Origin of the sequence: Paraburkholderia sp. MM5496-R1 (assembly GCF_050436205.1) — a bacterium.
Lineage (GTDB): Bacteria > Pseudomonadota > Gammaproteobacteria > Burkholderiales > Burkholderiaceae > Paraburkholderia > Paraburkholderia tuberum.
The window spans coordinates 502898-528749 of record NZ_JBNDLT010000003.1; the positions used below are offsets into that span (position 1 = coordinate 502898).

The 25852-nt window shown below is 65.4% G+C and carries 22 protein-coding genes and 2 pseudogenes; 8 read left to right on the forward strand and 16 right to left on the reverse strand.

The window, feature by feature from the left end:
• Positions 1–220 precede the first annotated feature (220 nt).
• A complete protein-coding gene (locus tag OKW38_RS28530) occupies positions 221–451 on the reverse strand; it encodes a hypothetical protein (RefSeq protein ID WP_429334642.1) in 231 nt (76 codons plus the stop codon).
• On the opposite strand from OKW38_RS28530, the gene OKW38_RS28535 reads away from it, so the two are divergent.
• Complete coding sequence (locus tag OKW38_RS28535; RefSeq protein ID WP_429334581.1) at positions 375–1115, forward strand: DUF4410 domain-containing protein; 741 nt, start codon at positions 375–377, stop codon at positions 1113–1115. The two genes, OKW38_RS28530 and OKW38_RS28535, sit on opposite strands and share 77 nt — an antisense overlap.
• Positions 1116–1226: 111 nt before the next feature.
• Here OKW38_RS28535 and OKW38_RS28540 read toward each other — a convergent pair whose 3' ends face one another.
• Positions 1227–1658 (reverse strand): response regulator, encoded by a 432-nt coding sequence (locus tag OKW38_RS28540; protein ID WP_429364250.1) that lies wholly within the window; start codon positions 1656–1658, stop codon positions 1227–1229.
• Positions 1659–1972: 314 nt separating this feature from the next.
• Here OKW38_RS28540 and OKW38_RS28545 point away from each other — a divergent pair.
• Positions 1973–4184 (forward strand): annotated as a pseudogene (locus tag OKW38_RS28545) (TonB-dependent receptor).
• A gap of 126 nt (positions 4185–4310) precedes the next feature.
• On the opposite strand, the gene OKW38_RS28550 reads toward OKW38_RS28545, so the two are convergent.
• The 3 genes from OKW38_RS28550 to OKW38_RS28560 form a co-directional block, all read right to left on the reverse strand.
• The gene (locus OKW38_RS28550; RefSeq protein ID WP_167368721.1) at positions 4311–4448 is read right to left on the reverse strand and encodes a hypothetical protein; all 138 of its coding nucleotides are present in this window, start codon (positions 4446–4448) and stop codon (positions 4311–4313) included.
• Between the two features lie 55 nt (positions 4449–4503).
• Positions 4504–5001: a universal stress protein gene (locus tag OKW38_RS28555; RefSeq protein ID WP_187614167.1), complete on the reverse strand. Its 498-nt coding sequence runs from the start codon at positions 4999–5001 to the stop codon at positions 4504–4506.
• A 553-nt stretch (positions 5002–5554) separates the two neighbouring features.
• Positions 5555–5872 carry a DUF1840 domain-containing protein gene (locus tag OKW38_RS28560; protein ID WP_090807209.1) on the reverse strand — a complete coding sequence of 106 codons (318 nt, stop codon included), beginning with the start codon at positions 5870–5872 and terminating at the stop codon, positions 5555–5557.
• Positions 5873–6399: 527 nt separating this feature from the next.
• On the opposite strand from OKW38_RS28560, the pseudogene OKW38_RS28565 reads away from it, so the two are divergent.
• From OKW38_RS28565 to OKW38_RS28575, 3 genes and pseudogenes are all read left to right on the forward strand, one after another.
• Positions 6400–6667, forward strand: a pseudogene (locus OKW38_RS28565) (CBS domain-containing protein); the annotation flags it as partial.
• A 117-nt stretch (positions 6668–6784) separates the two neighbouring features.
• The gene (locus OKW38_RS28570; protein WP_429364251.1) at positions 6785–7201 is read left to right on the forward strand and encodes a MarR family winged helix-turn-helix transcriptional regulator; all 417 of its coding nucleotides are present in this window, start codon (positions 6785–6787) and stop codon (positions 7199–7201) included.
• Between the two features lie 2 nt (positions 7202–7203).
• Complete coding sequence (locus OKW38_RS28575; protein ID WP_429364252.1) at positions 7204–9003, forward strand: chloride channel protein; 1800 nt, start codon at positions 7204–7206, stop codon at positions 9001–9003.
• A 77-nt stretch (positions 9004–9080) separates the two neighbouring features.
• On the opposite strand, the gene OKW38_RS28580 is transcribed toward OKW38_RS28575, so the two are convergent.
• Both OKW38_RS28580 and OKW38_RS28585 read right to left on the reverse strand, forming a co-directional pair.
• Positions 9081–9392 carry a hypothetical protein gene (locus OKW38_RS28580; protein WP_260330386.1) on the reverse strand — a complete coding sequence of 104 codons (312 nt, stop codon included), beginning with the start codon at positions 9390–9392 and terminating at the stop codon, positions 9081–9083.
• 215 nt (positions 9393–9607) lie between these two features.
• Complete coding sequence (locus OKW38_RS28585) at positions 9608–10510, reverse strand: glutamate/aspartate ABC transporter substrate-binding protein (RefSeq protein WP_090807219.1); 903 nt, start codon at positions 10508–10510, stop codon at positions 9608–9610.
• 258 nt (positions 10511–10768) lie between these two features.
• On the opposite strand from OKW38_RS28585, the gene OKW38_RS28590 reads away from it, so the two are divergent.
• Positions 10769–11392, forward strand: coding sequence for a LysE family translocator (locus OKW38_RS28590; RefSeq protein WP_184007090.1), 624 nt, complete (start codon positions 10769–10771; stop codon positions 11390–11392).
• 23 nt (positions 11393–11415) lie between these two features.
• On the opposite strand, the gene OKW38_RS28595 is transcribed toward OKW38_RS28590, so the two are convergent.
• Complete coding sequence (locus tag OKW38_RS28595; protein WP_429364254.1) at positions 11416–12831, reverse strand: PLP-dependent aminotransferase family protein; 1416 nt, start codon at positions 12829–12831, stop codon at positions 11416–11418.
• Positions 12832–13016: 185 nt separating this feature from the next.
• Between OKW38_RS28595 and OKW38_RS28600 the strand changes: the two genes are divergently transcribed.
• A complete protein-coding gene (locus tag OKW38_RS28600; protein WP_429364255.1) occupies positions 13017–14345 on the forward strand; it encodes an aspartate aminotransferase family protein in 1329 nt (442 codons plus the stop codon).
• Between the two features lie 100 nt (positions 14346–14445).
• Here OKW38_RS28600 and OKW38_RS28605 read toward each other — a convergent pair whose 3' ends face one another.
• Positions 14446–14970: a DUF6496 domain-containing protein gene (locus tag OKW38_RS28605; RefSeq protein ID WP_090807227.1), complete on the reverse strand. Its 525-nt coding sequence runs from the start codon at positions 14968–14970 to the stop codon at positions 14446–14448.
• Positions 14971–15165: 195 nt separating this feature from the next.
• On the opposite strand from OKW38_RS28605, the gene OKW38_RS28610 reads away from it, so the two are divergent.
• A complete protein-coding gene (locus OKW38_RS28610; RefSeq protein ID WP_018423554.1) occupies positions 15166–15417 on the forward strand; it encodes a hypothetical protein in 252 nt (83 codons plus the stop codon).
• A gap of 128 nt (positions 15418–15545) precedes the next feature.
• On the opposite strand, the gene OKW38_RS28615 is transcribed toward OKW38_RS28610, so the two are convergent.
• The 7 genes from OKW38_RS28615 to OKW38_RS28645 form a co-directional block, all read right to left on the reverse strand.
• A complete protein-coding gene (locus OKW38_RS28615) occupies positions 15546–16754 on the reverse strand; it encodes an ABC transporter substrate-binding protein (protein ID WP_090807229.1) in 1209 nt (402 codons plus the stop codon).
• A gap of 103 nt (positions 16755–16857) precedes the next feature.
• Positions 16858–20505 carry a molybdopterin cofactor-binding domain-containing protein gene (locus OKW38_RS28620; protein ID WP_429364257.1) on the reverse strand — a complete coding sequence of 1216 codons (3648 nt, stop codon included), beginning with the start codon at positions 20503–20505 and terminating at the stop codon, positions 16858–16860.
• Positions 20502–21008 (reverse strand): (2Fe-2S)-binding protein, encoded by a 507-nt coding sequence (locus OKW38_RS28625; RefSeq protein WP_090807233.1) that lies wholly within the window; start codon positions 21006–21008, stop codon positions 20502–20504. The genes OKW38_RS28620 and OKW38_RS28625 overlap by 4 nt, the downstream gene beginning before the upstream one ends.
• Before the next feature lie 31 nt (positions 21009–21039).
• Positions 21040–22239, reverse strand: coding sequence for an amidohydrolase family protein (locus OKW38_RS28630; protein WP_090807235.1), 1200 nt, complete (start codon positions 22237–22239; stop codon positions 21040–21042).
• Between the two features lie 34 nt (positions 22240–22273).
• Positions 22274–22987, reverse strand: a complete 714-nt coding sequence (locus OKW38_RS28635) for an ABC transporter ATP-binding protein (protein WP_018423559.1) — start codon at positions 22985–22987, stop codon at positions 22274–22276.
• Complete coding sequence (locus OKW38_RS28640) at positions 22984–23793, reverse strand: ABC transporter ATP-binding protein (RefSeq protein ID WP_429364258.1); 810 nt, start codon at positions 23791–23793, stop codon at positions 22984–22986. The genes OKW38_RS28635 and OKW38_RS28640 overlap by 4 nt, the downstream gene beginning before the upstream one ends.
• Complete coding sequence (locus tag OKW38_RS28645) at positions 23790–25742, reverse strand: ABC transporter permease (RefSeq protein WP_429364260.1); 1953 nt, start codon at positions 25740–25742, stop codon at positions 23790–23792. The genes OKW38_RS28640 and OKW38_RS28645 overlap by 4 nt, the downstream gene beginning before the upstream one ends.
• Between the last annotated feature and the right edge of the window lie 110 nt (positions 25743–25852).

Here is a 25852-nt window from a genome sequence, read left to right on the forward strand (position 1 = left end):
CGCTGGACATGGCCATTGCCGCCGCCCTGCTAGTTTTCGTCCTGTGCTGCATCGTCAAGCTCGCTTTGAGCTGATCGGCGGCTCGACGTTCGCGCGCTCTTCTTCGTTTCGCCGTGACATCGCTCGAAATAATTGTTGAATGGAGTTCGGCGAGCCGCTCACCCATACTTCGTTCGCTGCCGGTGCGTGACGAATCACAGACGCATGAGATCGAAAGGCTTCACGTGCGAATCCCTTCGCCGATGATCGACGATCCCACGGTTGCCCGATCATCGGCGACGGACTCGAACAGACTGGCACCGCGTGCCGACCACAGGATCATCATGTTGACTTCAGTGAACTTCATCAAAAAGAACGCCGCCCGTTTCACCTGCATGGCATTCGTGTGCGGCGGCGCGCTGCTGAGCGGCTGCGCCGGCGCCAGCGTGACGAATCTGAGCGCGACGAGCACGTCCGCGACGGCCGACGCAGGCACGCAATCGACGATGCATCCGGACACGATCTACGTCTACACGTTCGATGCCGATCCGCAGCAGGTCAAGCTCGACAACGGCGGCATGCTGCAAAAACTGAAGACGCAGATGTCGGGCTCGTCGGACGCGCAGAAGCAGGTTGCCGATGCCGCCCAGGTGCGCGAGCAGGTCGCCGACGAGATCGTCCATCAGCTGCAGGCGATGGGTCTGCACGCGGTGCGCACCGACGCGCCGGTGCCCGCCGGCCAGAACGTGCTGCTCGTGCAGGGCAGCTTCGAGACGATCGACGCCGGCAATCGCCGCCGCCGCACGCTGATCGGCTTGGGCGCGGGCAAGAGCGAGGTGAGCAGCGCGGTGCGGATCGTCTACCAGCCCGCGGACGGCACGCCGCATGTCGTGCAGAGCTTCACGGCCAACGCGGACAGCGGCAAGATGCCCGGCATGGTCGAAACCGCCGGGGTCGGCGCGGCGGCCGGCACCGTCGCGACCGCGGCAGCGGCCGGCGCGGGCCTGCACGGCGTGACCGAAACGAAGCGCGCGGGCGTGTCGGACGATGCAAAGCGCCTCGCCGATGCAGTCGCGAAACAGATCGCGCAGTTCGGCGTGCAAGCCGGCTGGATGCAGACCGCGCGAAAGAGCTGAGCGGTTGAGCGCGGCGGGTTGCGGGTCCGACTAAAGAGCGCGGTTGAAAAGCGCGGCGGTGTGGAGCGATGTCCACGCCGCCGCGTTTTTTTATCGACGCGCGTCCCCTCGCTAGCCGCGCCACAACCCTCGCAGCAGTGCGAGCAGCGTGGCCGGCGCCGTGCCCTTCTGGCAATAACCGTCGAAGTTGTGGCGCTCGCGGCCGGTTTGCCTCACGTGGTCCTCGTCTAGGGACGTAAACGCGACGATGCCGAGGCCGTGCGTCGGCAGATAGCGGCGCAGCGCGCTCGCCGTTTCGTAGCCGTCGCGCTCCGGCATCATGATGTCGAGCACGACGACCTCGGGCACCCAGTTGCGCACGCAGTGCAGCGCCGCGGTGCAGCCTGTCGCGGCGCGCGCCTCGACACCCTCGTAGGAAAGCCAGGTGGCAAGCGCTTCGGCGGCGTTCTCGTTGTCGTCGATGACGAGCACGCGCGGCACGCCGTGCAATAGCTGGACCTCTCGGGCGCTCCACCTCTGACAGGTAGTCGGATTTCGTGGCATGTATGGCGGCCTGCGAGTAAACCTTTGGGTGGGTAGCAAGCGCTGTACCGCGCCTGCGGCGGCGTCAAACCCGCGCGTCGCGGCCGCTCGACCTCATCGAAAACATCCCCTCTTGCCATCAGTTCTGTAAATCGTTGCGTTTCTACAATAGGAATGATTCCTATTTGCACTATACTTCCGCCGAACCTTTCGTTCCGCGCTCGGACTGCTTACATAAACGGCATCATCCGCGCGTGCAACCAGGAAAAATGCCGCCCGGATTCCAACTAGCGCCCCGGGACGGAAGATCGACGACCACGCCTACTTTCCAATTCATGTCCGTTTCACGCTGGAATCGCCCGCAGGCCACGCCTGCTCAAGCCACTCTGCATCGCGCCACCATCCTTGCCGCCATCGCCGTCGCTTTCAGTGTCCCGGCCAGCGCGTTCGCTCAATCCCACCGACTCCGCCCCCGCCGCCGACGGCACGCTGCCCGCCATCAAGGTTCAGGCGGCCGCCGTCGAAGAGTTGCCCGGCGACCTGTCGCCGACATACGCGGGCGGCCAGGTCGCGCGCGGCGCCGACTACGGTGTGCTCGGCAAGCAGCGCAACATCGACATGCCGTTCAGCATGACGACCTACACGGCCAAGCTGATCAAGGACCAGCAGGCGCGCACGCTCGCCGACGTGGTCGAAAACGACCCGTCGGTGCGAACCGCGTACGGCTACGGCAACTTCTCGGAAGTGTTCGTGATTCGCGGCTTCCAGCTCAATGCCGACGACATCTCGATCAACGGTCTGTACGGCGTTACGCCGCGCCAGTTGGTCTCGACCGCGGCGGTCGAGCGGGTCGACGTGTTCAAGGGCGCCAACGCGTTCCTGAACGGTGCTTCGCCGACGGGCTCGGCGATCGGCGGCGGCGTGAACGTGCAGTTGAAGCGAGCGGAGGACACGCCGACCACCAACGTGACACTCGCAACCAGCGGCTCCGGCGAGTTCGGCGCGCAGGTGGACGTCGGCCGACGCTTCGGCAGCGAAGGCCAGTTCGGGATCCGCGTGAACCAGGCGAATCGTGACGGCGAGACGAGCATCGACGGCGAACACCGCCGCGACAACACTACGGCCGTCGCGCTCGACTGGCGCGGCGACAAGCTGCGTCTGTCCGGCGACTTCCTGTATCAGCGCGAGCACGTCAGCGACGGCCGCCCGGTCGTCTACTTCACCGACGCGATTCCCGCCGTGCCGCCGGCAACGTACAACTACGCGCAGAACTGGTCGTACACGAACCTCGAAGACACCGTCGGCATCCTGAAGGCCGAATACGACGTCCTGCCGGGCTGGACCGCTTATGCGAGCGGTGGTGTGCGCCGCACGGTCGAGCAAGGTGAGTACTACTCGCCGACCTATTCGTCGACCGGCGTCACCGGTGCCCGTCTCGGCGTGCCGTACAACCAGAATTCGAGCTCCGCCGAAGTCGGCGTGCGCGGCCGCTTCGACACTGGCCCGGTGTCGCATCTGGTTGCGGCGGGCGGCGCCATCACGAGCGAGAACACCAACTCCGCGTGGACCTACGCCTTCATGGGCCCGGTCTCGCTCTACAACACGGTGCAGACGCCTTACCCGGCCACGACGATGTCAGGCGGCAACCTGGCCGATCCGGGCATGACGGCCACCACGGTGATCCGCAGCGTGTCCGCGTCCGACACGCTCGGCTTCCTGCATGACCGGGTGCTGTTCACGGTCGGCGCGCGTCGCCAGCAGATCGCGACGGCTAACTACGACAACACGGGCATCGGCAGCGGCAACTACAGCGACGGCATCACGACGCCGCTGTTCGGCCTCGTTCTGCGCCCGACGCAGAACGTGTCGATCTTCGCGAACCGCAGCGAAGCGCTGGCAGCGGGCAGCATCGCGCCGGCGAGCACGCTGAACTACGGTCAACAACTGGCGCCGGTCCGCACGAAGCAGTGGGAAGTGGGTGTCAAGTACGACACCGAAAGGCTCGGTGCGTCGTTTGCCGCTTTCCAGATCGAACAGCCGTCGGCGTTCACCGACCCGGCCACGCATATCTATGGCCTGAACGGCAACGAACGCCATCGCGGTCTCGAAGCCGAAGTGCACGGCGAGCCGCTCAAGGGCCTGCGTCTGCTGGCCGGCGCTTCGCTGATGGACGCGACGCTCGAGAACACACAAGGCGGAACCTACGACGGCAACCGTCCGGTGGGCGTGCCGACTTTCCTGTTCAACCTGGGCGCCGATTACGACATTCCGATGGTGCCGGGGCTCGCGGTCAACGCGCGCTGGATCCATACCGGCGCGCAGGAAGCGAACGCGGCCAACACGCTGTCGATCCCGTCGTGGAACCGCTTCGACCTGGGGGCGCGTTACGAGACGTCCATCTACGGCAAGAGGACGACGTTGCGCGCCACCGTGCAGAACGTGACGAACAAGGCGTACTGGTCAGCCGTGTCGGCCTACGGCGCGACGACGTACCTGACCCAGGGCGCACCGCGTACGTTCCTGTTGTCCGTCAGCACCGACTTCTGATTGTCTGACGTGATGTCGGTCGCCTGTGCCAGCGGTTTGCATGCATGACTAAAACGCTGCCGGGCTTTCGGGCTGGCAGCGTTTTAGTGTTTCCGCGCGAACTGAACGGCGTGGCGCCGCCCCTCGTCACTCGACCGGCGGCTCGCCTTCGGGTTTTTTCTTCGGCCGCTGCGCATCGGCGGCGCGCTGCGGCAGCTTGCTCTTTTCGTTATCGCTGTGCCTGACGGGCTGAGGATGATTGAACTGTTCGTCGACGTCTTTCATGGTGTGCCTCCGTGCCAACGCAACACAACTCAACACACAACACACAAAACAACGCTCATGAATGTTCGGCGGACCGCGCGGTCTCGCCCGTGCCTGCGGCTGCGGCCGGCGCATCGGTTGCCGCGCCCATCGTGACCAGTACGCTGCACGTCACGCGATCGAGCAGCAGCCCGTCGTGCCGGCCACCCCACCATCGCGCGAGTCCGTGACTGCGACGATGACCGACGACGACCAGATCGGCCTTCAGATCGTTAGCGAAAAACGGTATCTCATCGAGTGGTTCGCCGATCGCGAGATGACCGGTCGCGCGAATTCCGCGTGCGGCGAGCTTCCGTAAGCCCTCGTCGAGCAGCGTTTTGGCGGATTCGTTGATGAAATCGACCGGCACCGCGGCCGTAATGTCCGCGCCCTGCATCCACGCCGTATTGTTGAGCACGGAAAGCAGGTGCACTTCAGCGTTCAGGTCTTGCGCGAGAGCGGCACCGTCCTTCAACGCGTGTTGTCCTTCGCGAGTTCCGTCGTAGCAGAGAAGAATGCGCTTGAAGCTCGACATGAGAACCTCCTTGCGCCGTGCGGCACGTGATTGATTAATTATATGTCAGTTCGTGATATATACCGCGCGACACCGATACACGCAAATACCTACAGAAACGCCGTCAAACAGGCACTATTCGCCAGTTTCGGCGGCCACCGAATCCCTGCCCTGAAATAGCGGTTGCTCGGCGCCGCCGGTCAGGAACACCGCGCTATGACTCAGGCCACAAAAAGAAAACATGAGCACCGTTTGCCACGGGGTCGACGGGCAAACCATAGCCATGCGACCGAGCGGTCCATGCCTCGTGCGGCGAACCGTTCGGCCATCTCACGAGCAGCACCGCTCCGCTGGACAACTGGTCGACAACGGTGCCGCCATACACGCCGATCACACTGCTTCGCACCCCCGTGCCGCACGATGCGGCGCAAGAGCCGCACACCGGCTGCGGGTATCGGCCGGTCTGCTGCGCGGGTGAGAACGCATAGGCAAGCGGAACGGCGCAAACCGAAATCAGGACGATTGCGAAACGTCGACACGACGCAAGTTGTTTCATCGCGATTCCCTCGACGAACTACAGCCCCCAGATGATGTCTGCGTCCGAGGCGCGCGCCGCACGCATCATGTCCAGAAACGGCCACGCGCGCTGCGACAGCCGGTTGCGCGACTCGCGTTGATTACTGGTTGAGCAGTGCAATGCTTCGAGGGTCGTTTCCGCGGCCGCGTCTTCGGTGATGGCGGTTTCGAGCCGATCGATCGCGCGGGGCAGCTCGTCGCGGCTGATAACACCCCGCGCGCCGAGCCGCTTGCCGATCAGACCAAGCAGATATTGTGCGAGATCCCTGAGCATGACGACATCCGGCGACGCCGTCGATTGAAATGTGATCATCATGATGGCTCCTTTATCGGTCTATCAGGCAACGGCCAACCAGTCCTCTCAATCCGTCTGCTCTCATTTTATATCACGACGTGACAAAAAAGAACGCGCCGAGGGGTGATTTAAGGGCCATGCTGAAGCACGTCGGCTGTGCTCTCGACTGTCTGCGAGGTGCGACAGATTCCGCGCGCCGCGCGGGGGGGCGGAGAACTTTTATATCATATTGACATATAATCATGACCAGACTGTATTCGCCTTGCCAGGTTTTCCCGGTAATGTCGGGCCCGGCATCATCGACTACTTTCTGCTCCTATCTTGTCCCGCTCTCCTGCTCTCGGCTGGCTTGCCAGCTTTCTCCCTGCACCGCTCACCGTGAAATGGCACGAGCGTGCGCGTTCGTGCCTCGGCGCGCTTCTCGGCATCGCGTTCACCGGCGGTCTGATGTATCTGCTGCTCGGACCTGTCGCGAATATTCCGCGAAGACGTCAAAGCCGTGCTCGGGCGCCGTGACGAACTGCTCGACATCGACACCGGCGCTCGGTCCGATCCTCAACTACTTCGATGGCTGGCTGCGCGGCGATGCGCTTCGCACGTCGGACGTCGGACGTCGGCAGCGTGATGACCACCGACGTCTGCACCGTCGCCGCCACCGATCCGATCACGGAACGGGTGCCGATGTTCGCGAACTTCGGCCATCACCACATCCCGGTGCTCGATCGCGCGGGCCGCGTGGTCGGCATGATCACGCAGGTGGACCTGATCTCCGGCCTGTATCGGCAAACCGCCACCCGAGCCCGCGAGGCGGCCTGATTTTCAACTAAAAGACCGAGGAGACCTGCCGCGCGATGCCGTTGCGACGGCCGCAATTCGCCCAAGTACATCATGACGTGATATATTTTCGGTTTTCTTCACATTGGCGGATTTGCCATGAAAGTACGGACTCGCAAGCTCGTTAAGAGCGATTTCGAGCAGTTGTCGCAGTTTCGCTATCAGATGCGGCGCTTCGAGCGCTTCTCCGAGCAGGCCGCGCAAAGCGAGGGCATCACGCCGTTGCAATACCTGTTGTTGCTGCACATCAAGGGCTATCCGGAGCGCGACTGGGCGACCGTCGGCGAACTCGCGGAGCGTCTGCAGGCGCAACATCACGGCGTCGTCGCGCTGGTATCGCGCTGCGAGGCACTGAATCTCGTGCGCCGCCAGGTCAGCGAGACCGATCGCCGCCAGGTTGAAGTACACCTCGAAAGAGCGGGAGATCGGGTACTCGAACGGCTTGCGGAACTGCATCGCGCCGAATTGAGATCGCTCGAAGGCTCCTTCCAGGTTCCACGGATCGACCTCGACTAACCATGAGCATGGATTCCCACAAACGCGACTTCGCGGCGAATGCACGGCTGCCCGGCATCTTCGCGCTCGCCGCAGGCATCGGCTTCGTCAGCACGATTGCCGCCTTTGTTCTGCTGAACCTGATTCGCCTGTTCACCAATCTGTTTTTCTTCGGCACGCTGTCGTTCGTCGACCGCTCGCCCGCCACCAATACGCTTGGCATTTGGGTGATCGGCGTGCCGGTGATCGGTGGTTTGATCGTCGGGCTGATGGCGCGCTTCGGCTCCGAAAAGATTCGCGGCCACGGCATTCCCGAGGCGATCGAGGCGATCCTGTTCGGCAAGAGCAAGATGTCGCCGAAAGTGGCGGTGCTCAAGCCGTTGTCGTCAGGCATCGTGATCGGCAGCGGCGGGCCGTTCGGCGCGGAAGGCCCGATCATCATGACCGGCGGCGCGCTCGGCTCGCTGATCGCGCAGTGCGTGAAGGTCACGTCGGCGGAACGCAAGACGCTGCTCGTAGCGGGCGCGGCGGCCGGCATGACCGCGGTGTTCGGCACGCCGGTCGCGGCCGTGCTGCTCGCGGTCGAACTGCTGCTGTTCGAATGGCGGCCGCGCAGCTTCCTGCCAGTCGCGGTGGCGTGCGCGGTCGCTGGCTTCGCCCGCGTGATTTTCTTCGGTACAGGTCCGCTGTTTCCGCTACAGACTGCCGCGCCCGATGGCTGGTCGCTGCTGTCGTGCGCGGTCGCGGGCGGGTTGTCGGGCGCGCTGGCGTCCGGCCTGTCCGCCGCGCTCTACAAGGTGGAAGACCTGTTCGGCAAGCTGCCGATCCACTGGATGTGGTGGCCAGCGCTCGGCGGCATCGTCGTCGGTATCGGCGGCTGGCTCGAACCGCGCGCGCTCGGCGTCGGTTACGACGTGATCGGCGATCTGCTGCATCAGCACATTGCGGTGCAGGTCGCCCTTTTGCTGCTCGCCGTGAAGGCGGTGATGTGGGTCATCGCGCTCGGCTCGGGCACGTCGGGCGGTGTGCTCGCACCGCTCCTGATGCTCGGTGCCGGACTCGGCACGGTGCTCGCGCATTGGCTCCCGGGCAGCGAACCGGCGCTGTGGCCGCTCGTCTGCATGGCCGCGACGCTTGGTGCCACGCTCGGCGCGCCGCTGACGGCCATCGTGTTCGCGTTCGGCCTCACGCACGACGCCAACGCGCTGTTGCCGCTACTGACGGCAACGCTGATCGCGCACGGCTTCTCCACGGTCGTGATGCGGCGCTCGATCATGACCGAGAAAATCGCGCGACGCGGCTATCACATCTATCGCGAGTACGGCGTCGATCCGCTCGAGCGCCACTATGTCGACGAAGTGATGACCGCCTCGGTCGAATCGGTCGATGCCGCCACGACGGTCGGCGCAACGCTGCAGACGCTGTTCGGCGCGAACCAGCTGCGCCGCGCGTATCCGGTGGTGCGCGACGGCGCGGTGATCGGCATGGCCGACCGCATGTTGCTCGAACGCTTCTGCGCCGAGGACACGGAACGCAAGCGCGCGATGACGCTCGCCGACGTGTTCGCGCAACACAACACCGCGTTTGCCTTGTCATCCGAAACCTGCCGGCTGGTGGCGACGCGGCTCGCCGTGCTGGGGCTCGAACGCCTGCCGGTGGTCGCCGATCGCAACAGCATGCGTCTGATGGGGATCCTGTCGCGCAGCGATCTGGTCAAGCCGTCGCTCGCGCACTTCGAAGAAGAACACAAACGGGAACGGTTCCGTCGTATCGGGCCGTCGCTCAGCAAGCGGCGGTTCGCGCCGGTTCGCGCCGGTTCGTAAAGCCAGCTAAAAAGACCGCAGCAAAAATCAAAGGCCGAGACCCGTTAGGGCCTCGGCCTTTTTATTCGCGCACGGAGCTATTTGCCCGCGCCACGCGACTCGACGCAACCCAGCACGAGCGTGTCGCCCGATTTCGCGCCGGGACCCAGCGCCGCCGTGTGGAAGTCCGCGTGGTCGCAATGCCATTCGGCGTGGAAGTCGCGTGGGCATGCCATCGTCGTGCCGCCTTTGTGCAGGCCGGGCAGCGCGTAATCGCAAGTTTCCCGTCCGTTGCAATGACGCTCGAGCTCACGAGTCAGGTTGCCGCGCGGCGCGCCGCAATTCTCGCCATAGGTGCCCGATACGATCGTAATCGCGCGCATTTGTGCGTCGGCGTTTGCGGACACCATGAATACGCCGCTTGCCAACGCCAGCGCAGCACGAAGAATTCCACTGGGGAAAATCCGTCCGCGCCGCGAAGATTCCATCGGCCTGTTCACTTTGCACCTCCGTTCCCGCTATAGGCGACGTTCAACCGAAACGCGCCGCCTATAGCCAGGTATAGAGGAAAGAGCAAAAGACTGCCACTAGAAACCATTCCTACGCGCAATAGCGGCCAAAGCCGTTATTCGAGCGCCTTGTCGTTCGGCTGCGCGTACAGCTGTTTCAGCGAATCGCTCATCGGAAAGTCGAAGCTGATGTTCTTCGGCGGCACCGGCTTGATGAACCATCGGTCGTACATCGTGTGGATTTCCGGTCCTTTCATCACCTGTTCGAGCGTGTCGTCGACGAGCTTTCTGAACTCCGGATCGTCGCGGCGCAACATGAAGCCATACGCTTCCGACGATTGCGGCGTGCCGGTGATGATCCAGTCCGACGGCTTCGCGGTCAGCGTGCGCGTGCCGGCAAGCAACACGTCATCCATCATGTACGCGACGGCGCGGCCGCTTTCGAGCGTGAGACGCCCTTCGCCGTAATCTTTCGCGCTGATGATCTGCATGTTCATCTTCTTGTCCTCGTTCATCTTGCGCAGGATGCGCTCGGACGTCGTGCCCTGATTCGTCACGACCGTCTTGCCGGCGAGATCCGGAAAGTCCTTGATGCCCGAGTCCTTGCGCGTCAGAAGACGCGTCGTCGCGACGAAGAACGTGTCGGCGAACGCCACCTGGCTTTGGCGCGCCGCGAGATTGGTCGTCACGCCGCATTCGAGATCGACCGTGCCGTTCTGCACGAGCGGAATGCGATTCTGCGAGGTGACCGGGATGAAGCGCACCTTGAGGTCCGGACGCTTCGTTTTCGCCTTGACCGCATCGATGACCTTGTTGCACAGGTCCTGCGAAAAGCCGACCACCTCGTTGTTCGCGTCGACGTACGAGAACGGCACCGACGTCTCGCGATGGCCAATCGCGATCACGCCGCTTCGCTGGATCTTCGCGAGCGTGGACGTCGCGTCCTGCGCAAACGCGCCCGGACTCGCCAACGTTGCCGCCACGAGCATGGCAACAGTGGACCAATTCATCACTTTCATGGGTATCTCCAATCGTGCAGCAGGTTCCTGATGGATGGCGGGCTGCTGCGCCAGCCGTCTACATATGTTGCCATTAAAAAAATAAATGCAACATATGTTAACTACCGAGTGTTGAAACGCCGCGTGGCGACGCTTTCCGGCCAATCAAGTCATCATCGATCCGTACCGGACATCATTTTCAAAACCGTACAGGTACTGTACCGGCCCCTGTCGCTAGAATGAGCCTCACCGTTTTCTGTTGGCGACACCGGAGCCCCCATGTCTTTCGTCACTCTCAGCGCGCTGCCCGCCGGCATCCTGTTCGCGCTCGTCACCTCGATCACGCCCGGTCCGAACAACACGATGCTGCTCGCGTCGGGCGTCAATTTCGGCTTTCGCCGCACGCTGCCCCATCTGTCCGGCATCAGCGTCGGCGTGGTGCTGTTGATGTTGTCGGTCGGCATCGGCCTCGGCGAGGCGTTCGTGCATTTCCCCGTGCTGTACACGGTGCTCGAAGTCGTCAGCGTCGCTTATCTGCTGTATCTGGCGTGGAAAATCGGCACGTCGGGCGAACTGAAGCTCAGGAACGGCGAGCGTCGCCCGATGCGCTTTCACGAGGCGATCGCGTTTCAGTGGGTCAATCCGAAGGCGTGGATGATGGTGCTGACCGCCGCGACGACGATTCACCTGAGCAACAGCTTCGGCATGAACGCCGTCGCGATGGCTGCGGTGTTTTACGTGATCGGCTTTCCGTGCATCTGCGTGTGGGCCGGTTTCGGCACCGCGATGCGCGAGGTGCTGTCGAACCCGAAGCGGCTGCGCGTCTTCAACATCGCGATGGCGCTGCTGCTGGTCGCGTCGCTGTACCCGATCGCGCTGAAGCTGATCGGGCACGGCGGCTGAGCTTTCGACGCGCGCCGCCGCGTCTACCACACCCCCTGCCCGACCCGCTCGATGAAGCGCCACAACGCGTCGTCGCTCGAATACGGCGCGTTGAAGCGGAACCACGCGCTCGGCGCGTCGTCGGGACGGAAGTAGGAGCCCGGTGCGAGCCAGATGCCGTGCGCGAGCGCGGCGGTCGCGACCTCGGCGGCGCGCTCCGCTTCGATCGGCAGACGCGCCAGCATGAAGAGTCCCGCGCGCGGCCGGTGAAACACCTCGAGCCCGAGCGCGTCCAGCCGTTCTTCGAGTGCCACGTGCGCGAGCTTGAGCCGTTCGTTGACCGTCTCGACGTGGCGCGCGTAACGCCCTTCCACCAGCACCTTGTCGACGATCCGCTCGATCGTTTCCGACGACGTCAGCCCCACCGCCATCTTCGTGCGCGCGAGTTCGCGCAGCACCGCCTGCTCGGCCACCACATAGCCGCAGCGCAGCGACGGCGTCACCGTCTTCGAAAAGCCGCCGACGTGCAACACGCGCTGCAAGCCTTCCATCGCCGCCAGTAGCGGCGCGCCGGCCGGCGCGAGTTCGCGGCTCACGTCGTCCTCGATCACCCAGATGCGCTCGCGCTCGGCGATCTGCAGCAAGCGGAACGCGGCCGACATGCCGAAGGTCGCGCCGGTCGGATTCTGGAGCGTGGTGTTGACGAAAATCGCCTTCGGCTTGTGCCGCGCGACCAGCGTTGCGAGAACGTCCGTATCGACGCCGGCCGGCGTGCGCGGCACGCCATGCACGACCAGCCCGGCGAGCTTCAGGATCTGCAGCAGATTGCAGTAGCCGGGGTCTTCGACGATCACCGCATCGCCCGCGCGCAGCAGCGTGCGCACGATCAGGTCGAGCCCCTGCGTCGCGCCCTGCGTGAGCAGCACGTTCGCGACGTCGACGGGCAGCCCGCGCCGGTCGAGTTGTTCGGCGATGCGCTCGCGCAGCGGCGCGAAGCCGTACGGATGGCCATAGTCGCCGAGCCGCGCGGCCGGCACCCGGCTCAGCGCGCGCAGCGAGTGCTGCAGGCCGCTCTCGTTGGTCCATTCGCTCGGCAGCCAGCCGCAGCCCGCCTTGATCGGCACCGAGTGATCGGCGAACACGTCGGACAGCAGCCACGTCGCGGTCAGGCTCGGCGGCGTCCAGTCAGCGACGGCCGCCCGCGTGGACGACGAGCGCGCCGCCACCCGATAGCCTGAGCCGCGCCGCGCGATCACGAGCCCCATCGACACGAGCCGGTTGTACGCCTCGGTCACGGTGAAGGTGCTCAGCGCGTGGCTTTGGGCAAGCTGCCGCACCGACGGCAGCAGTGCGCCGGCGCGCAGCGATTGCGAGTCGATCGCGCGCGCGAAGCTCTGCACGACCTGTTCGACGAGCGTCGGCGCCGCGCGCCGGTCGCGTTGAAGGTCCAGTTCGATCATGTTTCGGGCGAAAAACGAGGGGCAAAATGACGGACCGCGGACCGCCCGCCTACCGGAACAGTTCGCGCGAATCCACCAGCACAGTTGACACCACACTTGGTCAACTGTTTATGCCGCCATTAAACCGCGAGGGCTACAGTTTGGCTACGTTTAAAGCCCCAACCGCGCCACTTCGAGGAGATGCCATGACTTCGCGCCCCGTCATCGACGATCTGTCGTCCTTCTGGATGCCCTTCACCGCCAACCGCCAGTTCAAGGCCGCGCCGCGCCTGCTGGAATCGGCGAAGGGCATGTACTACCGAAGCACCGACGGGCGCGAGATTCTCGACGGTTGCGCCGGGCTGTGGTGCGTGAACGCCGGCCATGGCCGCGATGAAATCGTCGCCGCGATCACGCACCAGCTGTCGACGCTCGACTTCGCGCCGACCTTCCAGATGGGCCACCCGCTTGCGTTCGAAGCGGCGAAGAAGGTTGCCGAGCTGATGCCGGAAGGGCTCGATCGCATCTTCTTCACGAACTCGGGCTCCGAATCGGTCGACACCGCGCTGAAAATCGCGCTCGCCTACCATCGCGCGCGCGGCGAAGGCCAGCGCACGCGTCTGATCGGCCGCGAGCGCGGCTATCACGGCGTCGGTTTCGGCGGGATTTCGGTCGGCGGTATCGCGCCGAATCGCAAGACGTTTTCGGGGGCGCTGTTGCCGGCGGTCGATCATCTGCCGCACACCCACAACCTCGAACACAACGCGTTCTCGAAGGGCCAGCCCGCATGGGGCGCGCATCTGGCCGAGGAGCTGGAGCGCATCGTCGCGCTGCACGACGCTTCGACGATCGCCGCGGTGATCGTCGAACCGGTGGCCGGCTCGACCGGCGTGCTGGTTCCGCCGCAAGGCTATCTGCAGAAGCTGCGCGAGATCTGCACGAAGCACGGCATCCTGCTGATCTTCGACGAAGTAATCACGGGCTTTGGCCGCCTCGGCAAGGCGACCGCGAGCGAACACTTCGGCGTCACGCCGGACCTGGTCACGCTGGCGAAGGCGATCAACAACGCGTCGATTCCGATGGGCGCGGTCGCGGCGAGCCGCACCGTCCACGACACGGTCGTCGGTAGCGGCGCGCCGGGCGCGATCGAGCTGTTCCACGGCTACACGTACTCGGCGCATCCGGCGGCTGCCGCGGCCGCGATCGCGACGCTCGATCTGTACCGCCGCGACCAGTTGTTCGAGCGCGCGGCCAGCCTCGCGCCGACGTTCGAAGCCGCCGCGCATGGACTGCGCGACGCGAAGCACGTGAAGGACGTGCGCAATCTCGGCCTCGTCGCGGGCATCGAGCTCGAATCGCGCGACGGAGCGCCGGGCGCGCGCGCCTACGAGGCGTTCGTCAAATGCTTCGAGGCAGGCGTGCTGATCCGTTTCACCGGCGACATCCTCGCGTTCTCGCCGCCGCTGATCATCGACGAAGAGCAGATCGCGCGGCTCTTCCGCACCGTTGGCGAGGTGCTGGCGACGGTGCAGTAAGAAGGCCCGCAAGCGCGCCACCAGGCGACGACGAAAGAGCGGCGGCACGCGCATGCGTGCGCCGCTCTTTTTTATTGCTGCCGCTTTGCGAGCCGCAAGCTCAGTGATGCGCGCGCGACGCCCGCGTTTGCGCGGCCTTTTTCGCGGCAGCGGAGCGTCCAGCCGCGCCCTTCGTCGCAGCGGCCTTTTTGGCTGCGGCCGAGCGGCTCGCGGCTGGCCGCTTGGCCGCCGCCGACTTCGCCTGCTTCGACATCGCCGCCGACGACGCCCCGGCCTTGCTCTCGCGCTTGAGCACGCTCTCCGACACACGCGAGCGTTTCGCGCTCGACTCCTTGCTCGCACTCTTCTTCGCAGCGCCTTCGTGCTTGCCCGCCGCGCTGTCCTTCTGCGCTTTCTTGCGGGTCGCCTCGCTCGTGGCGCCCTTCTTCGGCGGCTTTAGGTCGACGCCCGCGCGCCGCGCCTCGGACAGCCCGATCGCGATCGCCTGCTTCGGCGAGCGCACGCCGTGCTTGCCGGCGCGGACCTTGTCCACCTGTTCCTTGACGAACTCTCCCGCTTGAGTACTCGCTGATTTGCCGGCGCGTTTATCGGCCGCGGCACGCTTCAAGGTTTTCTGCTCTGGCATGACGGTTCTCCGGTTGTGGGTGAGTCTCTATCATTCAGCAACGAGCGTGCCGGAGCGCCCATCCGCGCCATGCTCCGGCGGCGGCTGCGCGGCGGGACTCGCGTGCGTCGGCGGGACGGCGTATGGTGGTGGACATGGGACGGGAGTAAGCGCCGAAGCGCTAACTCAAATCGACCGCCTTGCATGGAGACAGCCATGAAGATAGTTACGGTTCGCGCTGGCACGCATATCGAGGGCGTGCACTGGATCGCCGAGTACGTCGAAGACGTCCACGAAATTCGCGTGTTCCGCGAGGGGCAGGAAGTGGACGTGCACAACGCGCCGTCCACACTGTTCGGCGACGAAGAAAACGCGGGCTCGAAAAACACCGCCGATCATCGCGCGATGGAAGCGGCCGTGCTCGCTTATCTGAAGCGCTTCGTCACGGAGCACGACGCGGAAGAGTAGGTTTCGCCGACGGCAACCGCCGTTTTCAAAGCCGCCCGCTCGTGGCAACAGCCGCTGCGGACGTGCATTCACCAACACTCGCGCGGCCATTGCGCGGCAGTCACGACGGACCGCCGCGCGCCACGTCCTCAATCCGCCGGGCGCAGTTTCTTCACCTCGGCGTCCGATGGCTGCACGCTCGCGCCATCCACATAGCGGTACGACGTCATCACACCCTTGCCGTCCTTCACGCCGGTCACGCCGACATACGCGCCCATCGTCGACTGATTGTCCTGCGCGCGGTACATGATCGGGCCGAAGGGCGTCTGCACGTTGAGCCCCTTGAACGCGGCGGCGAGTTTGTCCGGATCGGTCGAACCCGCCTTCTTGATGCCGTCCGCGATCGACATCAGCGCTGAATAGCCGACCACCGAGCCCAGCCGCGGATAGTCGTGATATTTCGCCTGATACGTGTCGACGAACTGCTTGTTCGCGGCCGTATCGATCGAATACCACGGGTAGCCGGTCACGATCCAGCCGGTCGGCGCTTCGGCGCCGAGCGGATCGAGGTAGTCGGGCTCGCCGGTCAGGAGTGACACCACCGCGCGATCCTTGAAGAGCCCGCGCGTATTGCCCTCGCGCACGAACTTGCCGAGGTCGGCGCCGAACAGCACGTTGAAGATCGCGTCGGGCTTCGCGTCGGCGATCGCCTGGGTCACGGCGCCCGCGTCGACGTTGCCGAGCGGCGTCGCCTGTTCGACGACGAACTGCACGTCCGGCTGCGCGGCCGTCAACAGCTTCTTGAAGGTCGCCACCGCCGATTGCCCGTACTCGTAGTTCGGATACACGATCGCCCAGCGCTTCTTCTTCAGCTTCGCGGCCTCGGGCACCAGCATCGCGACCTGCATGTAGGTCGAAGGACGCAGACGGTACGTGTATTTATTGCCGTCGGCCCAGACGATCTTGTCGGTCAGCGGTTCGGCCGCGAGGAAGAAGATCTTCTTCTGCTTCGCGAAGTCGGCGAGCGCGAGGCCGGTGTTCGACAGGAAGCCGCCGAACAGCACCTGCACCTGCTCACGCGCGATCAGTTCCTGGGCGACGCGGATCGTGTCGCCGGGGTTGCCGTTGTCGTCGCGCGAAATCACTTCGAGCTGCTTGCCGAGCACGCCGCCCGCCGCGTTCACCTGCTCGAGTGCGAGATTCCAGCCTTGCTTGTAAGGCCCGAGAAAGGCGGGCTGCGCCTTGTAGCTATTGATCTCACCGATCTTGATGGTCTGCTGTGCGCTCGCGCCGAGCGCGGCGAACGAGCACACGGTCGACACCATGAGGCGAGAGATCCATCCTGCGCGCGTGGTCATGCGTTTCTCCGTTATCAGAAGGAATGGTGGTTTTAGTCAGACATGCGAACCTGAGGACGTGCAAGCGCGTGGACCTGCGCACCTTCGGACGACGGCTGGCGGCTCATTGCTCGCGCGGTTCCGCGCGGATTCTGGCCACGTTCGCGGCGACGTGCTGCCATGCCGGCTTGCCGCCCGCGAACTGCGCGCGCAGGAACGACACGAGCTCGGCGACCTGGGCGTCGTTGAAACTGTCGCGGTAAGCCGGCATCGTACCGAGTTCGGGCCGCGCAGGCGAGCCGATGCCGTCGAGAATCACGCGAATCAGGTTGTCCGGCGTCGCGCCGTGCAGGTTCGTGTTCAGCGCCAGCGACGGATGTGCGCCGAACAACTGAGGTCCGCTGCCAGCGTGATGGCACGCGGCGCACGCGCCGTCGAAAAGCCGCGCACCCGCCGTGACCGGCGCGCCCGTCATCGCGCTGGCCTGTTCGTATTCGCGCGCGGTCGCGGCCGGATCGGCGTTCGGCTCCAGCGGATTGAGCGACGCGAGATAGACGGCCATCGCGCGGATATCGCTGTCGGGCAGCGCCGCCAGATCGCCGATCACCGGCGCCATCGGCCCGGCCGCGACGCCGTGCAACGGCGCGTGACCGTCGCGCAGATAGTGGAACAGTTCGTCCTCGCTCCACGGCACCGGCGCATTCGACAACGCCGACAGCGCGGGCGCTTCCCAGCCCTCGGCGCGGCCTCCGCCCATGAACGCCGCGCCGGTTTTCTCGGCGCCGAACGCGTTGCGCGGCGTGTGGCACGCGCTGCAATGGCCAAGGCCATTCACCAGATACGCGCCGCGATTCCATTGCGCGCTCTGCGCGGGGTTGGCGGTAAACGCGGTGCGGCCGAGAAACAGGCCGTTCCATGCAGCCATCAGCGGACGCACGCTGAAAGGAAACGCGAGCTTCGTTTCGGGCGGCCGGCTGCGCACCGGCGTTTGTGACATCAGATACGCGTAAAGCGCGTGCAGATCGTCATCGGAAATGTTCTGGAACGACGTGTACGGAAACGCCGGATACAGCCGATGACCGTCACGGCTGATGCCGTGCCGCATCGCGCGCACGAACGCTTCGAGCGACCAGTGGCCGATCCCGGTCTGGCCGTCGGGCGTGAGGTTGGTGCTGTAGACGATGCCGAACGGGGTCGCGAGCGGCTTGCCGCCGGCGTTCGGCACGCCGTTGCGGGCGGTATGGCAAACCGCGCAATTGCCGAGCGACGCGAGCAGCTTGCCGCGCGCGACCAGTTCCGGCGCAAACGCGCTTGCAAGCGGCGGCGTGATCGGCGCAAGCGGCGCGCTGGAACCCGAGGCGAACGACAGCGCGCCAAGCCAGCCGACCGCGCCCGCGGCCAACAAGCCGAAAAAGCCGCGCCGCCGGCGCTTTTTCCTGCGCGCCGCCGCCGCGTCTTGCGCCTGCGCGTCGGCGAGCGCGGCGCGGATCTTTTCCGGCGTGAACGGCGGGCGACGGAAACGCACCCCCGTCGCGTCGTACAGCGCATTGGCGATGGCGGCCGCGCCGGGCAGCGACGCCGACTCGCCCGCGCCCATCGGCGGCTCGCCGTGGCGCGGCATCATCACGACGTCGATCACCGGCACTTCGCGGAACGTCAGGATCGGATACGCGCCCCACTCCTGGCTCGTCACCGCGTTGTCGTCGAAACTGACCTGCTCCTTCAGCGCGCGGCTCGTCGTCTGGATCACGTTGCCGTGAATCTGGTGACGCACGCCATCCGGATTGACCATCGTGCCGGTGTCCTGGCCGACCACGACGCGCGTGACCGCCAGTTCGCCGCTGTTGCGATCGACTTCGACCTCGGCGACCCACGCGGACCATGCGGCGCCGAACCCCGGGAATTTGCTGTGCACGTAGCGCGCGTACGCGATGCCGCGGCCGCGCGCGATGTTGCCGTCTTCGTCGTCCTCGCCGCGCGTTCTGAACGCGGGTTCGCGCGGTTCCCACCCGGCTTTCGCCGCGACCGCCTTGACGAGGTCGATCGCGCGCGGATCGGTCAGATGCCTGAGGCGGAATTCGACCGGATCGACGCCGGCCTGCTCGGCCAGTTCGTCGATGAACGACTCGTGCGCGAACGTGTTCGGCAACGCAGACACACCGCGCAGCCACGCGGCGCGCACGATCGGCGGCGTGTCGTCGCAGACGATGCGCATGCTGCGATAGTCGTACGGCGGCACGGCCGTGCGGTCGCCCATCTCGAACACCTGCGGCTGCGCGGGAATCGTGCCGGTCAGCAGCAGCGCGAGCGTGGGGGCGTCGTTCGACGGATAGCGCGTCGCAAAGTCGTAGGCGGCCAGTTCGCCTTCGGCGGTGAGCGCGCCGCGTACGTCCATCAGTTGCGCGGCGCCCTTCGGTTCCCACGCGTGTTCGTCCTCGCGCGAGAGCTGCACGCGCACCGGCGCGCCGACCGCGCGCGATAGCAGCGCGGCGTCGGCGGCGACGTCGTCCGCGCAATTGCGTCCGTAGCAGCCCGCCGCATCCATCCGCACGATGTCGATGCGCGCTTCGTCGAGTGTCAGCAATAACGCGAGGTCGGCGCGCAGCGAATGCGGGTTCTGCGTGCCGGACCAGATTTTCAGCTGCGTGTCGTCGCCGCCTCCGTTGCGATAGTCCGCGACCGCGCACGACGGGCCGATCGATGCGTGCATCTGGAACGGCCATACGTAAGTGCGTTCCAACGTGCGCGACGGGTCTTGCGCGAGCGCCGCATCCACGTCGCCTTCGATCACCAGATCGCGCCGCGTCGCCGGATTCGCGCGCAACGCCGCTTCGACCTGCTCGCTCGTGACGAGCGGCGGCAGGCCATCGACCGTTTTCCAGCGCACGTCGAGCCGCTGCGCCGCCTGTTGCGCAATCTCCTCACGCTCGGCGACGATACCGACGAAATCGCGAATCACGACCACCTTGACGATGCCAGGCAAATCGCGAATCGCCGCTTCGTTCACTTCCAGCAGGCTATTCCCGATGAACTCACCCTGCGCGACGCCCGCATAAGGCGGCCGCACCACGCGTCCATGCAGCATGCCGGGCACGCGCACGTCGTGCACGAAGTTCAGCTCACCGGTCGCCTTCGCGGGAATGTCGACACGCGGCGCGCTTTTACCGACGACGCGGTACGCGTGCGGCGGTTTCAAAGGTGCATCGTTCGACAGCAGCAGTTCGACACGCTGGCCTTTGATCAGCTCGCCATAGTGAATGCCCTGCGCCGGGTCGCCATCGCGTGGAAACACGCGGCTGTCCTGCACGTCGAGATCGTTCGCGTCTACATTCAGGCGCGCGGCCGCTTGCGCGACCAGATACTGACGCGCTTGCGCCGCCGCCTGCCGCAGCGGCACCGCCGAAATCTGGATCGTCGCGCTGGCGATCGTCGGCCCCTGGTTCGGCGCTTCGCCGGTATGGCCGAGCACGATCGACACACGCGTCAACGGCACATCGAGTTCTTCCGCGACGATCTGCGCGAGCGCGGTGCCGATGCCGGTGCCAAGATCCACATGACCGTTGAACGCGACCACGCTGCCATCGTCTCGCACGACCAGAAACAGATCCGCCTCGGTCGGCACGAACGAAGAACGCGAACCCGGCTGGCCGCGCGCGGCCTTGACCGGTGCATGCGGCGGCCGCGCGACGAGCAGCACGCTGTGCGCGTCGTACAACTGCTTGCGCGACGGCGTCGCGCCACGACGATCGACGCTGAAGTCCGGCCCGGTCATACGCGCGCTCCGTCGTCCACGTCCGTTTGCGCGTCGAGCAATTGCGCCGCGCGCTGCACCGCGCGCACGATCTCGACATGCGTGCCGCAGCGACACAGATTGCGCGACAGCTCGCGCTGGATCGTCGCGACGCTCGGATGCGGATCGCGATCGAGCAGCGCCTTCGCGGTCATGATCATGCCGTTCAGGCAGTAGCCGCATTGCGCGGCCTGTTCGTCGATGAACGCCTGCTGCACCGGATGCAACGCGGTGCGCGTGCCGAGCCCTTCGAGCGTCGTGATCTCACGGCCCAGCGCGACTTCGGCGGTCGTCACGCAGGCACGCGTCGGCATGCCGTCGAGCAGCACGGTGCAGGCGCCGCATTCGCCGAGACCGCAACCGAACTTCGGCCCGTTCAGCGCGAGATCATTGCGCAACAAGTAGAGCAGCGGTGTCTGCGCCGCCGCGCTGACCACATGCGTCGCGCCGTTCACCTTCAGCACGAGCTGCGCGGCGCGGTTCATCATGATGCGAGCACCCTGTCGCGCCGCGCGTTCACAGCACCACCGGCACTTCGGTCGCGGGCGGCGTATTGCGGCTGCGCCGGCAGCGGATCAGACCATCGATCATCACCATCCCCACACCCGGAATATCGCCGAGCTGCACGCTTTCGAGCAGCGTGTCGGCGGCCGTATGCTGCGCGCGGTCCATGAACACGAGATCGGCGGGACGGCCCACCTCGATCAGCCCCTGGCGCAGGTGGCGCTGCCGCGCGGTATTGCCGGTCGCAAAGCAGAACGCGATTTCGGCGGGGACGTCGGCGAGGCTCGAGATCAGCGCGATCATGCGCAGAATGCCGAGCGGTTGCACGCCGGAGCCGGCCGGGCTATCGGTGCCGAGAATGATCCGATGCGGGCATTTCAGTTCGATCGCATGGCGCGCGGTCAGCAACGCGATCCGCTCGTTGCCGTTGTGGACGATTTCGAGCGCGCGGCTCGACTGCTCGCACAGATCGCACACGTGCCGGTACGACAGCGACGTATGGCCGCCATTGACGTGGCCGATCACATCGGCATCGGCGGCGAGCACCACGTCCCGATCGATCAGGCCGGAGCCCGGAATCGACGGACCGCCCGTGTGAATCGTGCTCTGGATACCGTACTTGCGCGCCCACGCGACCATCTGTTGCGCTTCCTCGCCGCCCTTCACGCTGCCGAGGCCGACTTCGCCGAGCAGCTTCACACCGGCTTCGGACAGCTCCTTGAAGTCCTGCTCGACCATGCCCTTCTCGATCACCGGCGCGCCCGCCAGCACCTTGACGCCGCCACCGACGCCGGCCGCGCGCATGCCGTCGAACGAGCGCTGCGCGGTGATCGCGAGCGCCTTCACGCCGAGCACGTCTTTCGGACGGCCAGGCAAATGCACTTCGCCGGCCGAGATCATCGTCGTCACGCCGCCGTTCAGATTCGACTCGATCCAGCCGAGCTGATTCTGGCGCGGCGTCCAGTCGCCGAACACCGGATGCACGTGCGAGTCGATCAGGCCCGGCGCGACCGTCGTGCCCTTGCAGTCGACCGTCGTGCGCGCGCCTTCGAGATCGCAGTCTTTCTCGCGGCCGAGCGCGACGATCACGCCGTCGTCGATCACCAGCGTGTCCGCGTCGAGAATCGGCTGATCGATATCGCCCGACAGCAGCAGCCCGATGTTCGTTACCGCGACCTTGCCCGACAAGCCTGTCAACGTCTCTGCTGCCATCTGCCTCTCCTTTCGCCGACACTACCCGATGAATTCACACGCTCAGATAAGCGCGCCTCACTGTTTCGTTCCGTGCGAGTTCGCCGATCGTCCCGCTGAAACGGATCTGCCCTTTCTCGAGCACATACGCGCGGTCGCTGACCAGCTCAGCGAAGTGCAGATTCTGTTCGGATAACAGAATGGATAGCCCTTCGCGTTTCAGTTCGAGAATCATGTTCGCCATCTGCTCGACGATCACCGGCGCGACGCCTTCCGACGGTTCGTCGAGCAGCACCAGATACGGATTGCCCATTAGCGTGCGCGACACGGTCAGCATCTGCTGCTCGCCGCCGCTCATCTGGCCGCCGGGGCGCTTCGGCATTTCGCCGAGATTCGGAAACAGGCGGAACAGCTTGTCGGGCGTCCATTGCGGCGCGCCTTCGCGCGGCGGTTGGCGGCCCGTGTCGAGGTTTTCCATCACCGTCAGGTCCGCGAACACGCGGCGGTCCTCGGGCACGAAACCGACGCCCATGCGCGCGATCTTGTACGGCGCGAGCGCGCTGATGTTCTGGCCGCGAAACGTCACTTCGCCGTGGCGGCGCGGCAGCAGTCCCATCACCGCTTTCATCGTCGTCGATTTGCCGGCGCCGTTGCGGCCCATCAGCGCGACCACCTCGCCGCGGCCGACTTCGAGGCCGACGTCGAACAGGATGTGCGCGCGACCGTAGAACGCGTTGAGGCCGGAGACTTTCAGCATCGGTTCGCTCATTGCGATGCTCCACGATCCCGCACGCTGCCTGACGCGTCTTGCAGTGGCGCGTGCGGCCGGAACGTCTTGCCGGTGCCGAAATAGACCTCCTGCACGCGTGCGTCGTTGCGGATCGTGTCGGCGTCGCCTTCGGCGATCAGCTTGCCGCGCGCGAGCACGATCATCCGGTCGGCGTACGCGAATACGACGTCCATGCTGTGTTCGGTGAACAGCACGCCGATCTCGTGTTCGGTCACCAGCCGCTTGGTCAACGCCATCAATTCGTTGCGCTCCTTCGGCGCCATGCCGGCGGTCGGTTCGTCCATCAAAAGCAGCTTTGGCCGGTTCGCGAGCGCGATCGCAAGCTCGACGCGCTTCACGTCGCCATACGCGAGCACGCCGCACGCGCGCTTCGCGTGCGCGCCCATGCCGACCTGTTCGAGCAGTGCGAACGCTTCGTCGGCATGGTGCGAACCCGCTGGCTTCCAGAGGCCGAAGGTCTTTTTCTCGCGCGACACCAGCGCCATTTGCACGTTTTCGAGCACCGTCATCGAGTTGAACGTCGCGGCGATCTGGAACGTGCGGCCGACGCCGCGCCGCCAGATATCGCGCGGCCGCATGCCGACGAGTTCGTGACCGTCGAGCAGAATCGAACCCGACGACGGCTGCAACTGGCCGTTGACCATGTTGAAACACGTCGATTTGCCCGCGCCGTTGGGACCGAGCAGCGCCAGCAGTTGACCCGCTTCGAGATCGAATGAAACGTTATCGACCGCCTTCAGTCCTCCGAACGATCTCGACAGACCGCTTACGCGCAGCAGGCTCATAGCCCCTCCTTGACCGCGGCGGCCCGTTGCGACGGCGACGCGGCGGCGCCGTTGGTCTTGTCGGCCTGATCGCCGTTCGCGTCGCCGAAACGCTCGCGAATGAAGCCGACGATACCCTGTGGAAACGCGATCACCAGCAGCAGGATCGCGAGGCCGAGCAGCGCCTGCCAGTAGTCGGTCTGGCGCGCGACCGTGTCCTGCAGCCACGTAAACACGGCCGCGCCGACGATCGGCCCGCTCAACGTCTGCAAGCCGCCGAGCAGCACCATCACGAGGCCATCGACCGAGCGGCTCACGCTGATCACTTCGGGCGAGATGTTGCCCTTCGAAAACGCGTACAGCGATCCGGCGAGTCCGCAGAACAACGCCGCGATCACGAACGACGCCCACTGAACCCGCTTCACGTCGATGCCGATCGCCTCGGCGCGTAGCGCGGAATCGCGCGACGCGCGCATCGCATAGCCGAGCGGCGAGAACAGCATGCGGCGCAGCAGCCACACGCCGAGCACCGCGCACGCGAGCGTCAGGTAGTAGAACGCAACCGGCGACGACAGCCAGTTCGACGGCCACAGGCCTAGCACGCCGTTGCTGCCGCCCGTCACGTCGTCCCACTGGAACACGACCGACCAGACGATCTGCGCGAATGCGAGCGTCAGCATCGCCAGATAGACACCGGACAGTCGCACGCAGAACCAGCCGAACACGAGCGCGCCCACCACCGCGAGCAGCGGCCCGAGCAGCAACGCGGCTTCCATCGGCAGATTCAGCACCTTCAGAAACAGCGCCGCGCCGTAAGCGCCAAGTCCAAAGTACGCGGCATGGCCAAACGAATGCAGGCCGCCCGGACCCATGATGAAATGCAGACTCGCCGCGAACAGCACCGCAATCAGGATTTCAACGAGCAGCACCGGCATGTACGGGTACGCGTTGGCCGCGAGCGGCGCGAGCGCGAGCACCAGCAACACGAAGGCGGCCAGCCCCTTCAGACGCCTGCCCGCCGGACGCAATGGCGTTTCCGGCGTACCCATCGCGCGCACCGCGGCGCTCGCGCGGCCGAGCAAGCCCCAAGGCCGCACCACCAGCACGACCGCCATCACGACGAATTCGGCCACCAGCGTGAAGCGGCTCAGCGAAAAACCGATGCCGAAGATCGTCACGTGCCCGATACCGATGCACAGCGCCTTGATCTCGGCGATCAGCAACGCCGCGACGAACGCGCCCGGAATCGAACCCATGCCACCGACCACGACGACCACGAACGCATTGCCGATCGTCTCGAGGTCGAGCGACAGGTTCGCCGACATGCGCGGCCCTTGCAGCGCGCCGCCGAGTCCCGCGAGAAACGCGCCGACGAAGAACACGCCGGTAAACAGCCACGCCTGATTGATGCCGAGCGCGCCGAGCATCTCGCGATCCTGCGTCGCGGCGCGCACGAGCGTGCCCCAACGCGTGCGCGTCAACGCGTACCACAGCAGCAGCAAGACGACCGGACCGATCACGATCAGCGCGATGTCGTACGTGGGCAGCGGATGGCCGAGAAAGTCGACCGCGCCCGCGAGATGCGGCGCGCGCGGGCCGAACAGATCGTCGGGGCCCCAAAGCCATAGCGCGGCGTCGCGAAAGATCAGCACGAGCGCAAACGTGGCGAGCAGATGGAATAACTCCGGCGCCTGATAGATCCGCCGCAACACGACGATTTCGACGAGCGCGCCCAACACCGCGACCGCGAGCGCGGCGGCGAGCACCGACAGCCAGAAGCCGCCCACCGTGTGGCCAAAGCGGCTCGCGATGCTATACGCGACATAAATGCCGAACATATAGAACGAGCCGTGCGCAAAGTTGACGATGCGCGTCACGCCGAAGATCAACGACAAACCGGCGGCGACCAGAAACAGCGTCGACGCGTCGGCGAGTCCATTGACCAGTTGTACCAGCAGATTCGAAAGCATCGCGACCCTCGGCAGCTCGTCGAACGGCGCGCGCGCAACATGCGCAGCGGCCCGATCGGCGGACGTTGCAGCGCGGGCGGCACCATGCGCGCCCGCGTCAACGGCAGGAC

Coding starts and splice junctions, on each gene's coding strand:
- OKW38_RS28535 (WP_429334581.1), top strand. CDS start 375: ATGGCATTCGTGTGCGGCGGCGCGCTGCTGAGCGGCTGCGCCGGCGCC.
- OKW38_RS28540 (WP_429364250.1), bottom strand. CDS start 1,658: ATGCCACGAAATCCGACTACCTGTCAGAGGTGGAGCGCCCGAGAGGTC.
- OKW38_RS28550 (WP_167368721.1), bottom strand. CDS start 4,448: ATGAAAGACGTCGACGAACAGTTCAATCATCCTCAGCCCGTCAGGCAC.
- OKW38_RS28555 (WP_187614167.1), bottom strand. CDS start 5,001: ATGTCGAGCTTCAAGCGCATTCTTCTCTGCTACGACGGAACTCGCGAA.
- OKW38_RS28560 (WP_090807209.1), bottom strand. CDS start 5,872: ATGATGATCACATTTCAATCGACGGCGTCGCCGGATGTCGTCATGCTC.
- OKW38_RS28570 (WP_429364251.1), top strand. CDS start 6,785: ATGAAAGTACGGACTCGCAAGCTCGTTAAGAGCGATTTCGAGCAGTTG.
- OKW38_RS28575 (WP_429364252.1), top strand. CDS start 7,204: ATGAGCATGGATTCCCACAAACGCGACTTCGCGGCGAATGCACGGCTG.
- OKW38_RS28580 (WP_260330386.1), bottom strand. CDS start 9,392: ATGGTGTCCGCAAACGCCGACGCACAAATGCGCGCGATTACGATCGTA.
- OKW38_RS28585 (WP_090807219.1), bottom strand. CDS start 10,510: ATGAAAGTGATGAATTGGTCCACTGTTGCCATGCTCGTGGCGGCAACG.
- OKW38_RS28590 (WP_184007090.1), top strand. CDS start 10,769: ATGTCTTTCGTCACTCTCAGCGCGCTGCCCGCCGGCATCCTGTTCGCG.
- OKW38_RS28595 (WP_429364254.1), bottom strand. CDS start 12,831: ATGATCGAACTGGACCTTCAACGCGACCGGCGCGCGGCGCCGACGCTC.
- OKW38_RS28600 (WP_429364255.1), top strand. CDS start 13,017: ATGACTTCGCGCCCCGTCATCGACGATCTGTCGTCCTTCTGGATGCCC.
- OKW38_RS28605 (WP_090807227.1), bottom strand. CDS start 14,970: ATGCCAGAGCAGAAAACCTTGAAGCGTGCCGCGGCCGATAAACGCGCC.
- OKW38_RS28610 (WP_018423554.1), top strand. CDS start 15,166: ATGAAGATAGTTACGGTTCGCGCTGGCACGCATATCGAGGGCGTGCAC.
- OKW38_RS28615 (WP_090807229.1), bottom strand. CDS start 16,754: ATGACCACGCGCGCAGGATGGATCTCTCGCCTCATGGTGTCGACCGTG.
- OKW38_RS28620 (WP_429364257.1), bottom strand. CDS start 20,505: ATGACCGGGCCGGACTTCAGCGTCGATCGTCGTGGCGCGACGCCGTCG.
- OKW38_RS28625 (WP_090807233.1), bottom strand. CDS start 21,008: ATGAACCGCGCCGCGCAGCTCGTGCTGAAGGTGAACGGCGCGACGCAT.
- OKW38_RS28630 (WP_090807235.1), bottom strand. CDS start 22,239: ATGGCAGCAGAGACGTTGACAGGCTTGTCGGGCAAGGTCGCGGTAACG.
- OKW38_RS28635 (WP_018423559.1), bottom strand. CDS start 22,987: ATGAGCGAACCGATGCTGAAAGTCTCCGGCCTCAACGCGTTCTACGGT.
- OKW38_RS28640 (WP_429364258.1), bottom strand. CDS start 23,793: ATGAGCCTGCTGCGCGTAAGCGGTCTGTCGAGATCGTTCGGAGGACTG.
- OKW38_RS28645 (WP_429364260.1), bottom strand. CDS start 25,742: ATGCTTTCGAATCTGCTGGTACAACTGGTCAATGGACTCGCCGACGCG.